The organism is Bifidobacterium sp. 2450, from assembly GCF_041900695.1.
Lineage (GTDB): Bacteria > Actinomycetota > Actinomycetes > Actinomycetales > Bifidobacteriaceae > Bifidobacterium > Bifidobacterium longum.
In genome coordinates this window covers 14,598-30,034 of sequence record NZ_JBHEEA010000006.1, presented here as the reverse complement: position 1 = coordinate 30,034, position 15,437 = coordinate 14,598, and the positions used below count along the sequence as shown (strand labels likewise).

General features: G+C 66.3%; 12 protein-coding genes. 11 read left to right on the top strand and 1 reads right to left on the bottom strand.

Annotated features, from left to right (window positions below; genetic code table 11):
- Positions 1 to 125: 125 nt before the first annotated feature.
- From ACEUKI_RS04385 to ACEUKI_RS04345, 9 genes are all read left to right on the top strand, one after another.
- Positions 126 to 4,934 carry an LPXTG cell wall anchor domain-containing protein gene (locus tag ACEUKI_RS04385; RefSeq protein ID WP_374156553.1) on the top strand — a complete coding sequence of 1,603 codons (4,809 nt, stop codon included), beginning with the start codon at positions 126 to 128 and terminating at the stop codon, positions 4,932 to 4,934.
- A gap of 314 nt (positions 4,935 to 5,248) precedes the next feature.
- Positions 5,249 to 5,887 carry a hypothetical protein gene (locus ACEUKI_RS04380; RefSeq protein WP_115770376.1) on the top strand — a complete coding sequence of 213 codons (639 nt, stop codon included), beginning with the start codon at positions 5,249 to 5,251 and terminating at the stop codon, positions 5,885 to 5,887.
- Positions 5,884 to 7,116 (top strand): hypothetical protein, encoded by a 1,233-nt coding sequence (locus tag ACEUKI_RS04375; RefSeq protein ID WP_374156552.1) that lies wholly within the window; start codon positions 5,884 to 5,886, stop codon positions 7,114 to 7,116. The genes ACEUKI_RS04380 and ACEUKI_RS04375 overlap by 4 nt, the downstream gene beginning before the upstream one ends.
- Positions 7,117 to 7,129: 13 nt before the next feature.
- Complete coding sequence (locus tag ACEUKI_RS04370; protein ID WP_179133395.1) at positions 7,130 to 7,612, top strand: hypothetical protein; 483 nt, start codon at positions 7,130 to 7,132, stop codon at positions 7,610 to 7,612.
- Between the two features lie 37 nt (positions 7,613 to 7,649).
- Entirely contained in the window at positions 7,650 to 7,952 is a 303-nt protein-coding gene (locus ACEUKI_RS04365) for a hypothetical protein (RefSeq protein WP_011068085.1), read from the top strand.
- A gap of 8 nt (positions 7,953 to 7,960) precedes the next feature.
- Complete coding sequence (locus tag ACEUKI_RS04360; RefSeq protein WP_080784743.1) at positions 7,961 to 9,949, top strand: hypothetical protein; 1,989 nt, start codon at positions 7,961 to 7,963, stop codon at positions 9,947 to 9,949.
- Between the two features lie 33 nt (positions 9,950 to 9,982).
- Positions 9,983 to 11,470: an SCO6880 family protein gene (locus ACEUKI_RS04355; RefSeq protein WP_080784742.1), complete on the top strand. Its 1,488-nt coding sequence runs from the start codon at positions 9,983 to 9,985 to the stop codon at positions 11,468 to 11,470.
- Between the two features lie 53 nt (positions 11,471 to 11,523).
- A complete protein-coding gene (locus ACEUKI_RS04350; protein WP_251847786.1) occupies positions 11,524 to 13,083 on the top strand; it encodes an ATPase in 1,560 nt (519 codons plus the stop codon).
- 14 nt (positions 13,084 to 13,097) lie between these two features.
- On the top strand, positions 13,098 to 13,436 hold the full coding sequence (locus ACEUKI_RS04345; RefSeq protein ID WP_374156551.1) for a dehydrogenase: 339 nt from the start codon (positions 13,098 to 13,100) through the stop codon (positions 13,434 to 13,436).
- A 176-nt stretch (positions 13,437 to 13,612) separates the two neighbouring features.
- On the opposite strand, the gene ACEUKI_RS04340 is transcribed toward ACEUKI_RS04345, so the two are convergent.
- The gene (locus tag ACEUKI_RS04340; protein ID WP_374156550.1) at positions 13,613 to 13,870 is read right to left on the bottom strand and encodes a hypothetical protein; all 258 of its coding nucleotides are present in this window, start codon (positions 13,868 to 13,870) and stop codon (positions 13,613 to 13,615) included.
- A 125-nt stretch (positions 13,871 to 13,995) separates the two neighbouring features.
- Between ACEUKI_RS04340 and ACEUKI_RS04335 the strand changes: the two genes are divergently transcribed.
- Together ACEUKI_RS04335 and ACEUKI_RS04330 are read left to right on the top strand one after the other, a co-directional pair.
- Positions 13,996 to 14,664, top strand: a complete 669-nt coding sequence (locus ACEUKI_RS04335) for a hypothetical protein (RefSeq protein WP_374156549.1) — start codon at positions 13,996 to 13,998, stop codon at positions 14,662 to 14,664.
- Positions 14,665 to 14,772: 108 nt separating this feature from the next.
- The gene (locus tag ACEUKI_RS04330) at positions 14,773 to 15,414 is read left to right on the top strand and encodes a hypothetical protein (protein ID WP_374156548.1); all 642 of its coding nucleotides are present in this window, start codon (positions 14,773 to 14,775) and stop codon (positions 15,412 to 15,414) included.
- The last annotated feature ends 23 nt before the right edge of the window (positions 15,415 to 15,437 follow it).

Genomic DNA, 15,437 nt, shown 5'->3' with positions numbered 1-15,437 from the left:
TGGCTACCTCCCGTTATTCCTGCGGTCGGAAGCCCCGCCACCCTTTGAAAAAAGAGGCGGCGGGGCCATGACCGGAACGATTGAGGGAGGGGATGAACAGACAAGGTTAACGGAGGTTCATTTACATGAACTTTGGCAGGAAGATGATGAAGGCCGGTGTCGCGGCGGTGGCTGCGATCGCCACGCTTGGTGCCGGCGGCGTCGTCGCATCGACCGCGTTCGCGGGCGGTGGCGGAGGCAACCAGCCCGGCACGGGCGGCGACCTGGCCGCGGTGCAGTTCTGGCAATACAAGGACGATGCTTCGGGCGCATGGGGTCCGGCCACGAGTCTTGATTCGGTGCGCGCCGCCATGAACAATGCCGGCGTGACGTTGGAGGGCGATGGCGTCACGAAGGCGCAGACCGCATTGGACCAAGCCCGCACGGAATGCGAGACCGGTTTCCAGCGGCGTCACCCCGGCGAGGGCAACGGCGACTGCCGAGTGGTCGCAGTCGGCGCGGTGCCAGCCGTCTTCGGCGGCAACTACATCTACAACGGGTCCGGCTGGGCTTCGCCGACCGGGACCGGCGGCTGGTACGACAACTGGAACACCTACGTAGCTCCAGGAACATACCAGTATGGCAGCACCGTATATAGGACCTCATATCCGTTCGATGATGATCCGTCGAACAGCGTGGATGCGATTATGCGTCGTAATGTGGAGGCTTCCAGCAAGCCCTCGATCGTGGTGATCGTGCTGGACAAGTACCAGCCGGCACCGCCGACCTATCATCTGAGCGTGAGCACGCAGGCTGCGGAGATGTCGGGCCAGTCGGGTGACACCGAGGACGCGTCGGATGTGATCAGCCTGTCCAGCGACGGGTCGAAGACCGAGAACGTGAACGGCACCGCGACCCTGCATTGGCGTGGCGTTGACGGCACCGAGAAGACGGTGGCGAAGCGGTTCACCGCATCCAACAAGGGCAATGCCACGGTGAGCGCGTCCTTCAAGGACATGGACGCCTCGTGGGAGTCGTGGCCTGCGGGCAAGCGCTGGTGGGACGTTGACGTGGCGAAGCAGGGCGGCATGGCCGAGGCGGTCTCCCACAAGGGAGCGAACGACGGCAAGGAGTCCGGCGAGAAGACCGCCACCCCGCCCGAGAAATGGCTGACCAACGGGGCCGGCCAGACGGTGCGGGACGGCAATGACTCCATCGCGTCCGGCTCGCTGTACACGGCGCATATCAAGGCGCATTCCAACGCCTCCGGCAAGTTCTGGATCTATGACACGATCGACACCAGGGACGTGGTGATCGGCGGCACCGAGCAGGACGACGTGAGCAAGGTGACCGTGACCGACGCGAACGGCGACATCGTGCCGGCGGACATTTCCATCGACGATTCCATCGATGGCAAGCGCGTGGTCAAGGCGCACGCCACCGCCCCGCATTCCGGCCTCTACACGCTGAACGTGCCCCAGTCGGCCAAGCCCACCGGCGGCGACTACGAGATCAACGACGGTTCCGTGGCGTGCTGGAACGGCGACAACGGCACCGGCAGCCTGGCCGACTGCCAGACCGGCAACGGCGACAGCGTGGGCAAGGTCACGCCGACCCCGGACAAGGTGTGGGTGCTGGACGAGTCCGGCGCTCTCGTGGCCGAGGACAAGGGTTGGACCAACCAGCAGGGCGTCGATCAGAAGACTTTCCTGGTGGGCGACCAGGTGGGCGTCGTGGTCAACGGCAGCATCCCGAGCCACTTGCTCAACCCGCTGGCATCCTATTCCATCACCGATGATCTGACCGGTTCGATCCAGTGGATCGACTGGAAGTCCGGCAAGGTGTTCGTTGACGGCAAGGACGAGACCGCGAACTTCACCATCGCGATCGACCAGAAGGCCGGGACCGCGACCGCCACCGCGAAGTCCGCCTACATGGCGAAGACGATGTTCAAGAACAGCGCGGGCAAGGTCAGGTTCTACCTGACGGGCACCATCAAAAAGGGTGCCACCGAGGGCAAGAAGATCCAATTGACCAACAAGGCGTACGAGAAGTGGAACAACGAGACCCGACCGACCAACGAGCCGCCGGTGTTCGTGTGGACGCCCAACCCCAACAAGGCGTGGGCCATGAAGGTTGACGGCAAGTGGCAGCTGACCGTCGATCCGACCAAGAGCGACAAGGTGGGCGGCGACGACAAGTACTACCGTCTCGGCGACGAGGTGGCGGCGGTCATCTCCGGCACCCTGCCCACCGGATTGGGCCGCGTGCCCGAGATCGCGTGGACCGACGACTTCGCCAACGTCGATAGCATCCTCGACCTGAAGGACACCTCCAACATCAAGGTCTACGAGCAGGACACCACCGACGAGGCCAACGCCAGCGTCAACGACCTGAACAAGACCGGCAAGGACGTGACCGACCAGTTCGACATCACCGCCGAGGGCACCAAGGTCACGGTCAGCGCGAAGGACTCCTACGAGGCCGCGCAGAAGGATCTGAAGACCGCGAAGCAGATCAGCGTCGTGATCCCGTTCGACGTGAACTTCGACACCGTGAAGCTGCTCGAATCCTACGGCAAGTCCGAGGGCGACGAGCTCAACACGTGCGCGGACCCGAAGGGCGACGACCTCGACAACAAGGGCGGCCAGACGGTCGGCGGCAGCACGGTGGACACCAACACGCCGAAGATCTGCGTGACCGTGCCCCCGATCCACAAGCAGGTCATCGCCGAATCCTCCCAGGGCGGCGACCAGTCCAGCATCGACACCAAGACCGTGTTCCCCGGCCAGACCGTGGAATACACCGTGCGCGTGGACCCGCAGATCCCTGCGGACCAGGCATATTCGGTGACCGCCATCAAGCTGAGCGACACCTATTCCGAGTACACCACCGCGAACAAGCAGACCCTGGAGATCACCGACCTGGGAACCGGCGGCATCATCCCGAAGAGCGCCTACAAGGTGCAGTGGGACGAGAAGGCCCACTCGTTCGAGGCCACGTTCGCCAGGGACTGGGTTGCCGCCAACTGGAAGGCCGGCTCCAACCCGCGCGCGCTGCTGCGCTTCGAGGCCAAGGTGAACGAGGACGCGCCCACCGACAAGACCGTCGGCAACAAGGCCGCGCTGACCGTCAACAACGGCGTCACCCCGTCCAACAAGGTCGAGAACGAGCCGCCGGTCATCAAGCCCTCCAAGCAGGACACGCAGAAGGACCCGACCATCAACATCGACGGCAAGACCGCGCTGCTGGGCGACAAGGTGTACTACCGCGTCAACATCGACGCCTCCAGGCTCGCCGACACCGCCTACAAGGTATGGCGACTGGGCATGACGGACGACTACGACCAGGAGTACCTGACCCTCGACGCGAAGCATGTGGAGATCCTTGACGAGACCGGCAGGGACCGCACCGGCGAGTTCAACATCCAGGACAAGGACGGCGTGCTCTACGCCTTCGCCAGGACCGTGGACACCCAGATCCCCGCGACCGGCGAGACCGTGCCCGGCGACCCGCAGCCCGGCGACCTGAAGGCGTACAGCGAGAAGTCCGACAAGGATTACGACCCGCTGAAGGACCCGAGCATCGACCGGTCGCTGCTCGGCCACACCTACCAGGTGGTCATGCCGATGACCGTCACCAAGGTCAAGGACGGCCACACGGTAAAGAACACCGCCACGCAGGTCACGAACGACAAGCATGACAAGACCAACACCGTCACCAACCCGCTGAAGGAGATCAACCCGACCAAGGACGTGACCGTGAAGGTCGGCGGCGACAGCATCGACGGCAAGAGCGTGTATTTGAACCACACGTTCCTCTACCGCCTGGATTCCAGCATCCTGCCCCCGGACCGCGCCTACCAGACCGTCACGGACTGGGGCGGCACGGACCGGCTGAACACCGAGTACGACCAGTACCTGGGCAACTGGGCCGTCTACGCCAGCCGCGACCTGTACAGGGACGGCCAGGTGCTCGCGGCCAAGGGCGAGAAGATCGCGGGCAGCGGCTTCGACTCCTCGAAGTTCGGCGGCAACCTGTTCACCGTGGACGCCGGCGACAACGGCAAGGTCACGGTCAACGCGACCCAGGCCTACCTCGACCTAGTGAGCGCCGACAACGAGCACGAGGCCGGCTGGGTGCTCTACCTCCAGTGCAAGCGCATCGCCGTGGCCGACGAGGTGCCCAACACGTGGACCGAGACCATCGACGGCCAGCCGCGCGAATCCAACAAGGTCGTCACCAAGACCCCGGACATGACCCCGAGCATCCACCTGGAGAAGGTCGACACCCCGACCCTCAAGCAGGAAGGCCAGGAGCAGGCGGACCGCGACGACTCCAAGCAGGCGCTGAAGATGGACGCCGACAGCATCGGCATCACGTTCATCATCACGAACACGTCCAAGACCGACCCGGCCACCGGTGACGGCGCGTGGTTCAAGGCAAGCGACCTGAACCTCGCCGACTCCACCATCGTCGGCGACGCGCACGTGGACATGGATTCGCTCGCCTATCCCGCCGACTGGGACACCCTGGTGCTCAAGCCGGGCGAGTCGGTCAGCGTGACCGGCACGCTCAAGGGCGTCAGGGAAGGCGAGACCCACACGGACCGCGCCATCGTCACCGGAACCCCGCTCGTGGAATGCGCGCCGTCCAACGGCGACCCGTTCAACGACAAGACCGACGGCGGCGAAGGCACCGATCCGGAATACTCCACCGGCGACGTGACCGAGATCGACGGCAAGCGGCTGTGCGCCGACACCCAGACCGCCAGCAACACCGACGACTGGAACGGCTACCGTGCCAAGCCGTTGGCCTCCACCGGCACGGCCGTGCTCGGCCTTGCCGGCGGCGCCCTGGCGGTGCTGCTCGCCGGCGGCTCGCTGCTCGTGTTCCGCAAGCGCCACTACGCCCAGGGTTCCGGCCGCCACACGGCCGTGAACGCGGGCAAGTGACCCCGTGGCGTTCCGGCCTCGTCGTCCGATGACGGCCGGGACGCCCCCCATTGACTTCACATGCCGGAAAGGGGCATAAAGCTTTCCGAATCCCGTGCCCCCGGACGGCGTGTGAACCCCAGGCCCTTCGCCAGCCTCTCCCCCGGCGAAGGGCCTTTCCCATGCCCGGAACCCATGAAACCGTGAACCCGTGAAACCGTGGAACCGTGCTCCCGATGGGGCCTGTAGACGGTGCGCCCCGCAGCGGCCCGCGACCCGGCGCATCATCGACTCTGACATTGTTCGCACCATCATCATTCCTCTGGAGGTTGCACATGGCTGACAGGCAAACCGCATTGGCCGTATTCGATTTTCTCGACTCGCTGCGCGCCGGACAATACCGCATCGGCGCGGACGCGGGAAAGGACCATGCCACGGCGGGACTGCTGGCGTCGCTGTCCGGCGACACGGGGCTGCGCGACGCCGTGTGCGCGAAGCTGATATCGCCGGGCCTGGAGCGCGCCCGTTTCCTCATGGTCGCCGAGCATGATCCGCGCGCCTTGCCCCTGTTCGCCTCGGGCCAGGTCAAACCGTGGTACCAGGCCGACTACAACGTGCGCGAGATCGCCAACAGCGAGTTCCACCAGGACATACCCGCACTGCTGTGGCGGCTGTCCAACACCATCCCGGATTCCGCGCGAAGGGAGGGCGCGCTTGAGGCGGCCGCGTACATGAGCTTCATGCAGGGCGATCCCGAGGCCGCGTTCACCGGCCATCTGGGCCGGCTCGCGGCGGTTTCACCCGAGGGCGAGGTCACGCGCTGCCTCATGGACGCGCACGAGCACGGCCAGCATCCCGCATGGGTCATGGAACAGCGGCAGCTGCGCGAACGGCAGGCCGACGCCGCCGACGGCATGGCCGCCACCGCGCCGGACCGGCCGAGCCTTCGCCAGCGCCTCTTCCCGAACCGATGAACACCTCCGGCACGGACCCATGGGAGATGGGCCCCATGATCGCCGCCGGCATCGCCGTCGCCATCGACACGGCACGGGAACCGGAACCGGAACGCCGGCCACCGGCCGAGCCCGAACCCGAGCCCGGGCCCGGGCTGGAGCCGGATGCGCGATGCGTGGACGACGCCGGAAGCGAAGGCCGGGCGGACACGGCCGTCGATCCGTGTGAGATCGGCCCGCTGCCATCGGCCTCGAATCCGGTGGGGAACGATATCCCGGCCGATGCCCCGGCATCGGAACCGCGGCACGTCGGCGGTGCCGTGGAGCCGGCCGATCTCGCCGACACGATCGACCTCACGCCGGTCGGCGACCGGGATGCCGCCATGCCCGTGCGCGAATGGGGGCGCATGGCCACGACCGCGGGCGGCATCCTGCTCGCGGCCTGCGTCACGGTCGCCGGCATGTCCGCGTGGGAATCGCATGAATCCGCCACGGCCGCACGCGAGCTGGAACAGGCGACGGCGGACTGCGCCACCGCGCGCGCAGCGGCGAAGAAAGCCGAACGGAAGCTGGCCGAATACCTCGACGGCGACCGGCTCGCACAGGCGAAAGCGGTCACGGCCGACAAGCTCGCCGACCCGGAAACCCTGGAAACCCTCGACAAGCTGGCCGAACAATATTCCGAGGGCGAGCGAATCCCCGCATGTGCCGCCACGGACACGGGAACGGCCAACGCCACCACATCCAAGCTGCAAGCCATCGAAAAGAAGCACACGGGAAATCTCTCGCGGCTGAAGAAGGCGGCGGGCGCGGTGTTCTCCTCGCGGCTGGCCCATACGGTCGAACAGGGCGAACGATTGCATTCCTCCTCCGAAGGCAAGGTGGCCGACGAATATTCGCGCGCCCTGCTGCGCGCCTCAATCGACAAGCGCGACGAGAAGGCCATCGCCGACGCCATGGACAAGGTGAACGCCTCCATCGACGCGAAGACCAAGGCCGACGAGGAAAGGAAAGCGCAGGAGGAGGCCGCAGCGGCTGCGGCGGCGCAGGAGCAGAGCACGACGGCACCGCAACAGCACTCGTACACGCCCTCCGGCTCCGCTTCGGGCCCGGGTTCCGGCCCGTCCGGCGGCGGATACCATTCCTCCGGCGGTTCCGCCGGCTCGGCCGGTGGTTCCGCGTCTCCGGGCTGGTCGGTGCCCGCGAACCCGGACCCCTCGCAACTGCCCGGCATCGACCCGAGCCTATGAAAGGACCAACACCATGCCACAACTGACCACGTTGATCCCGGCGTTCGCGGCACCCGTCACCGACCGCGTGTGGCTGGTGGGCGCGCACGGCGGTGCCGGATGCACCACGATCCGCCATTCGGACCCCGACCGGTTCGCCGACGCCGGCCGCGCGCTGCCGGTGAGCCGGGATCCCTCCATGCCGTCGCGCGTCATCCTGTGCGCCATGGGAACCGGGAGGGGTCTCGAATCGTTGCGCGCGCTGCTCGCCGACCAGTCGGCCGGACTGTTCGGCGCATCGATCCTGTTGGGCGCGGCCATCACCGACCCCGTGCCCCGTATGCCGCGCCCCCTGGTGGCGGCGCGCATCCAGCTGTCATCCGCAGTCCGCGTGTGGCGGCTGCCCCATATCAAAGGGCTTGAACTCGACGGGTTTCCCCAGCGTTATCCGGCCGCGTACTCACGGCTCGTGAAGGACGTAGACGCCGTGCCCCGCGCCACGGCCCATGTCGGCTGACGATGGTGCATGAACCTAACACGAAAGGAACGACCCAATGCTGCATGAAACATACGTGATCCTCGCCGAGACCCTTTCCGACCCGACCCCGTGCCTGCCTCCGGGATTCTCGGGCCCGGTATCCACCGCCCTGGGCTGGGTGAAGGCGCTGAGCCTGGTGATCGGCGTGGTCGCGCTGGTGCGCATCGGCGTGCACATCCTGCGCCAGCAGGGCGACGGCGTGCCAGACCGCGACGACACGTTCGACAAGCTCGTCAACTGGGTGATCGGCATCTTCCTCGGGGCGGGCGCGGTCGCCATCCTCGCCGCACTCGGCCTGTCCGTCACCGCAAGCTGCTGAGAAAAGCCATGAAAGGGATTCGACGCATACGGCAGCGCCTGTGCGCGCTGCCGCTCGCCCTCGCCTGCCTCATGGGCCTCGCCGCCTGCGGCGGACCCGACTTCGGCTCGTTCAGCAAGGAACTGGAGTTCGGCGACAAGCAGATCAGCGACACCCAGACCACCTACGTGATGAAGATACCCGAAGGCAGGCTCGGCGACCTGATCGGCCCCAGCCAGATCCAATGGGTCATCGACAAGTACCAGGCCGGCTGGGTGCGTGCCGGAATGGTGTCCGCGAATCCGACCGGCAAGGAGCTCAAGAAGTATGCGCGCGTCCAGTTCGAGGCCGCACCGAACCTGCAATGCGATGCGTTGGAGAACACGTACCAGAAGGAGTCTCCCGACGAGGGCAAATGGGAGTACAAGGACTCCTCTTGCCAGAAGCAGCGCAAGCTCTCCTGGCTGGAGAAGACCCTGTGGAACATGTACCAGGTCCAATCGGATTCCACGATCGAATGGCTGTCCACCAGCCGCAACACGCTGGTCGCCGCGAACGACCGCGTGTCCACGCTGCAGGCGAACGCCACGCCGGACTACGATTCATGGTTCGCGCCGGTGAACCGGTACCTGCGCATCGCGCAGGGCGTGCTCATTGCTGCCGCCGCGATCAGCCTGATCGTGCTGAGCGCGCGCATCGTGTGGAACATCGGCCAGGGCGGCGAGGGCCGTCTGCTCGACCGCATCGGCTGGATACTGCTCGGCGTGCTGCTCGGCTCCTCGTGCGCGAGCATCGCGCTCACGTTCTTCTCCCGCTCGTCCGGCGGCAATCCGGGCCTGCCGTCATGGACGCCGGGCGGCGGCACCACGTTCTTCCTGTCGGACTACATCCGTATGCAGGTTGACCCGTTCCTTATCATCGCGGCCGTGTGCGGCGTGATCGCGGCCGGCTGGAAGCTCGTCACCCAACAGGAGGGCCGCGACCTGATCCCCTTGGGCAAGGCGTTCATGTGGGCGGTCCTTAGCGCCGTGTGCCTTGCCGGACTGGTCAACACGTTCCAGGCCACGTTCGACACGTGGACCGCCGACGTGCTCAGGTCCGCCTCGGGCATGATGAACGACGCCTGGGAATCGAAAAGCCTGGCCGCGAGCTCGTTTTTCAACTTGGGCGCTCCGGTCGCCATCGTGCTCACCATCGTGATGTGGATCTGCGGGCTGATCAGCAAGATATTCGCCTACTTCCGCGCCGGGATGCTGCCGATCCTGGTGGGCGTGGCACCCATGTGGGCCGCCATGAGCTGGATGGAATCGGGCAAGCAGGCTTTCGCCAAGACCATCGGCTGGCTGGCCGCGTTCCTGGCCTACAAGCCCGTCGCCGCACTGGTCATGGCGACCGGCTCGGCGATCATGGTCACGGCCGGGCCCGGCGACGACAGCCAGGCCATCACGCTGATGCTCACCCTGAGCGTCATCATCCTCCTTCCCGCCATGATCCGCGTGATCGTGCCCGCAGTGCAATCCTCGGTCGGCGGTGGCGGCGGCGGAATCCTGCCCTCCATACTCGGCATGGGAGTCGCCTTGGCCGGTGCCGGCGTGCGCAAGGCCGCAGGAGGCAAGGGCGGCAGGAAAGGCGGCGGCGACGGACGCGGCGAAGCGTCACCGGACGGTGCCAGACCCGGTGCCGGTCGCGGCCTGGCCGGACTGCTTTCCGGGCTCGGCCGAAACGGCGGCAGGCCGCAGGGGGCGAACGGCGGCGGCAAGCACGCCAAACCGCTGGACGGCAATCCCACGGGCGGCGAACCGCAGAACACCGGCGACAAGCCGCAGGGAGCGAACCGCAAGGGCAGCGACGGCAATGGTGCGGGGAGCCCGGTTCCACCGGCGCCCGATGGCGCATCCCCTGACCCGTCAGGCGGCAACAGGCCGCAGGGGGCGAACGGCGATGCCGGCGGGTTCGCCCGCGAGGGTGCCCCGGACGGTGCCGACCGCTCGACCACTCGCAAGGGCAAGACATTCTGACGCATACGTTTTGCTAAGGAGATTCGGATAATCATGGCGTCGAACACGACATACGGCGATTGGATGCGGCCGATGCCGGGCGGCATCCGCAACATCGGCATCCCGCTGACGATAGCGGGCATGGGTGTGCTGACCTGCACGCTGCTGGTCAGCATGGCGAGCGTGGTCGCGGCCATCGCGATCCTCGTGGTCGGCATGGGCGTCATCCTCGTGTTGGCTATCCGCGACCGCGAGCACCGCAACATGGTGGATCGCACCGTGGAGAAGCGCACGTGGATGGCCGCGCAGCGTTCCGGCGCCAACCTGTATCGTTCCGGCCTGCTCGCGCCGATCGACGGCGGCAAGGCCATGCTGCCGGGCATCCTCTCACGGGTGGGCCTGACCTCCGCCCTGGACGGGCTGGGCGGCGAGTTCTGCCTGGTGCGGCATTCGCACACCGGCGAATACTCGCTGCTCCTGTCATGCCAGCCGCAGGGCGCGAGCCTCGCCGACGACGACGTGGAGGATTCGTACGTGGCCTCGTGGTCCGGGCTCATGGAATCGCTCGCCTCGGAGGCCGGTGTCACCCAATTGGCCGTGACCGTGGACACGGCACCCGATTCCGGCGTGAGGTTCCGCCGCACGTTGAGCAGACGCATCGTGGAGGACGCTCCCGAGCTGGCCGCGCGCGCCATGGCGCAGATCATGGACCAGTACGCGGCCGGCGGCGCTTCCAACGATGTGACGCTCACCTTGACTTTCCGCTACACCGACCGTGACGGCAAATACCTGGAGGCCGGGGAGGCCGCGCGTCGCATAAGCCTGCTGCTGCCGTCGATCCGCGAGCAGATAGCGCAGGCGGGAGGCGGTGCCGCGAGGGCCCTGGGCATGGAGGAGATCACGCGCATGGTCCGCGTCGCCTACGATCCGGCCGCGCAGGAGACGATCGAGGAATCCGACGAGCCGCCGTACATCGCCTGGGAGGATTGCGGACCGCTCATGCACGAGGCCGGCTGGAGCCATTATTCCCATGATTCCGGTTTGAGCCGCACATGGGAGATGGTGGATCCGCCGAAAAGCAACGTGACCGCCGACACGCTCACCCGGCTGCTTTCCCCGTTGGCGGACTGCGACCGCAAGCGAGTGACCGTGCTCTACCGGATGCTGCCGCCCGACAAGACGATGTTCATGGCCGAGCAGAACAGGCAGAAGGCCGCGAACCAGGTCAGCCAGGAGAAACGGGCCACGGTCAGGTCCATGAGCCAGATCGGCAAGGCCAACCGCCAGGCCGTCGCAACGAACCAGGGCGCGGTCATGGTGTTCTTCGGGATGCTCGTCACCGTCACCGTGTCCAGGGGCGAACAGGAAAGCCAACGGCTCGAAGCCGCGTCACGCGCCGTGGAACAGGCCGCAGGCGGCGCGAAGATCGACCTGCGCCCCTGCTACGGGGCACAGGACACGGGATTCGCCGCAAGCCTGCCCCTTGGATTGAACGTCAGATCATACACTCCAGCCGGCCCCCTCGGCCGGCTCCTGTCCTGAACGGAGGACACGTGATGCCGATGCCATGGGAGCCGTCGAAACGAAAAGGAACCATGCCGAGCGCCACGGCCACGGACCCCGTGGCTCGCATGGAATCAATGCTGCTCACACCGTTGAAGGCCAAACCGGACGAGCCCGTGCCCCCGGTGCCGTGGCGTGGAAGAAGATCGCGCGGCGGCGGCCATGCGGCCCTGATGCCCACGATCGACGAGTTCTTCGGCACGTCGAACCAGGTGTGCGGCGGATTCTGGCCGTTCGGCACCGACATGGCCCTGCCGGCCGAGGGGGTGCCGGTCGGGCGAAGCCTGATGACGGGTGCCGGCGTGTGCTGCGACCCGATCAGCTGGTTCAAGGCCGGCATCATCAAGCAGCCGAGCATGTTCCTTCTCGGCCTGCCGGCCATCGGCAAAAGCACGTTCGTGCGCCGCGAGGTGCTGGGACTGAGCGCCCTGGGCATGAACGCGATCATCCCCGGCGATCTGAAGCCCGACTACGCCTCACTGGTCAACATGCTCGGCGGCCAGGTCATCCGGCTGGGAGCGGGCATCGGCGTGGTCAACCCCCTGGACCCCGGCGACCTCCATTATGCGCTGCAACAACTGGAAGGCGAGGCGCGCAAGGATCTCACGGACTACTACAACGACACGCGCGCCGCGCTCATGGAGGTGCTTTTGACGATCATGCGCACCGGCCGCGAGAACGACACCGATGCCGGTGCCAGGGGCGTGACCGCACGCGAATCCGATATCCTTTCCGTCGCCGTGCGCGTGCTCCACGACCGGCATGGCGGCGATCCGCAGCCTCCCGTCATCGCGGACCTGCGAGACCTGCTGAGGGAAGGGCCCGACGAGGTGCGCACGGCGGCGGTCTGGGACGACCCGGAAAACGACGAGCTCTACAGGGCGCAGGTTCGCGGCCTTCTGGCCGACCTGCACGGGTTCTCGAACCGCATGACGAAGTTCGGCCGTCTGTTCGGCGACCAGACCACCGCGCGCATCGACCTGTCCAGGCCCGTGGACTTCGACATCAGCGCCCTGGCCCAGTCGGGCGACGATGTGGTCGCCGCCGTGCTGGCGACCACGTGGACGAGCGCGTTCGCCGCGAAGAACGCCGCCGACGTGCTCGCCGAGGAGGGATTGCAGCCCCGCCGCAACCACGTGATCATCATGGACGAGATGCACCGCGCTTTGCGCGCCAGCCCCCTCATGGTCGAAAAGCTCGACCTGCTCACCCGTCTGAACAGGCAGTGGGGCGTGGGCCAGATCATGATCACGCACACGTTCAAGGACCTGATGTGCATGGAGACCCCGGCGCAGAACACCAAGGCGCGCGGCTTCGTGGAACGCAGCGAGATCAAGGTGCTGGGCGCTTTGAGCCGCATCGAGGTGGACCGATACCTGCGCGGCGAATGCGGACTGCCCGTATCCCGGCGCGAGGAGGACATGCTGGAGGATTGGGCCACCCCGGTCAACTTCGGCTCCGATGCCTCGCACAAGGGTCTGGGCCGTTTCCTGATCAAATTGGGAGGACTGCCCGGAATCCCCATCAACGTGGAGATGTGCCCGCTCGAAAAAAGCGGGTTCAACGATACGAACCTCAAATGGCACGCCTAGAAGGGAACCCTGCGATGACAGACCACCTCGCCACCGGCATGAAACGCATGATCCGCACCGTGGCACGCTCCGCATCACTCTCCGACCGGCTCGGCGAGCGATCCCGGCTGCTGCGGCTGACGGGCAACCGCAGCACTCTCGACTTCCGCCCCGCCGAGCACGGCGAATCATCATGGGACCTCGAAATGTCGATAACCCCCGCCGAACCGTACGGCAACACGGAAACCCGTGAACCCGTATGGCATGAGACGGTCGATTCCGCCACCTATGGCGAATCGAGGGCGCGGGTCGCGCACGCCGTCGAAACGTTCAAACGATACGACAACACCGGCTTCCTGCCGGAAAACCAGTGAAAGGAACAAAGGCCATGCCCACGCACGCATCAAGGAAAACCCGGCAGCTCAGGGATACGGCTCCCCGCAGGACAGGGGCGCGACCCTGTAGACGCCATGCCCCGTGATGCCACGGCTTCGGCCGGATGATCGGGGTCATGGCGAGAATGCCGGGTTGCCGCCGCTATCGTCAAGTGTCAAGGAGTCAGAATCATGCCTTTGGAGAACACCGATGCCGAAGAGCGGATCACACGGGAGACGATGATCGGATGGATCGAGCATTGGGGCGAATCATACGATGACGTGCGACCCGATGACGGTGCCGTGCGGCTGGCGAACCGCATCATCGAATACAACGCGGCCGTGGAGGCCATCGAGGCGTTGCGGAACCCCGATGCCGTGTACGACGAACTGGCATCCGTTCTCCAGCCGGTGCTCTCCTCGATGGACGGCACCTATTTCGCGGGCTCCGAATGGTTCGCCGGCGAAGTGGACCGCATGGAAGCGGGCCGCATCAACGGGGGGGCAGCCGGAAGAAACGGACGGCCTGGCCTCCGAAGGGCCCCGCATCCCGTTCATCGTGGGGAGCGAGGCCACAGCCGCCGATACGGACGAGCCGCCGTTGGACGAGCTGATCACCGCAGCCACGCACGAATATTTGGACTCGGGCATGACCTACGACGGATTCTCGGAACATGTGCGCGCCACCTGGCGCAACGCGGCAGCCTACGACTGGTCGAAGCTCATGGCCGAACAGCACTCCACGGGCGAATGGTCGTCCGACGCGAACCGGCTCGCCGTGTTGGGCGTGACGATGCAGTTCGCGCCCGAATCAACATGCATGATGATCGCCAGCGACATACTGGCCGAGAACGCTCCCCTGTCCCTTCCGGCATTGCGCGAACGCATCAATACGCCGGACGGCATGGTGAACACCGACCTGCTGTTTTCCCGGCTGATCGACAACGGCACCACGCCCGATCCGGCGCGCATCGACATGGCGATGGGGATCCTCGGCCCGTTGGAGGCCAACGCGCCGACGGACGCCTGCTACCGGATCATCGGCCTGAAGGCCATGCTCAGCCTCGCCATGGGCGACGGCGAGAAGGCGCGGGAACTCGCCGAACAGGCCATCGGCTACGACGCCTCGGACCGGTTCGCGTCAAGCGTGCTCGACCGTCTGCCGGAAACCGATCCCGCCATGGAGGCGACGAACATGTGGGAGAACGGCGGGCATCTGGGCCGCTGACGGGTGGCGTAGACGCCGTGCCCCGCGAGGCCACCGGTCCGGCCGGATGATGGGAGTCGCCGCCGCCATTGAAGGCGCTGGTATTCCCCGAATGAAAGGACCATCATCATGCCACAGTCAATGCAAGTGGTTCGCGGTCTCCTCGCCGCGAACCCCGATTACTGGCCGGCGAAAGCCGACGCGGACGGCACCACGAGCTCGGCGTACCTGCGCGCCACCGTGTATGAGGACCGCCCGCGAGTCCGTCAGAAGGACGGCAGCTTTGCGGACAATCCGCTCGGCCCGGTGAGAACCACCGTGAAATTCTGGGGCCGGGCCGCCGAGCTCCTGCACGGCATGGATTTCCGCCAGGGCGACGCCGTGGTGGCGACCGGCCGCATGGGCGATCCCGACGCCTTCATCAGCCAGAAGGACGGCAAGGCGTACGCGCGTCCGGTCGTGATCGGCGATTCCATGCAGATCGATTCCATCGTGTCCCGGCGCATCCAGCTCGCCCGCGAACGCAAACGCCAGGACAAGGAACAGGCCGGTGCCGTGGCCGATGCCGGGCGAACGGATCCATGGACGGACCAGGTTGACGCCTCGCGCGGCGAATACGTTGGCGACGGCGTTCCCCGCACTTTCAACGGCGAGCCCTTCGACCCGCTGTCGGGCTATCCGACACCGGGCGCGGCTCCCGCTCCGGCGGACCCTGCGGCATCGGATCTCCTTTCCGCCCCATCCGATTTCACGACGGGCAACGCCCGCTAGCCATGACGCAAGCTGGCGCATCG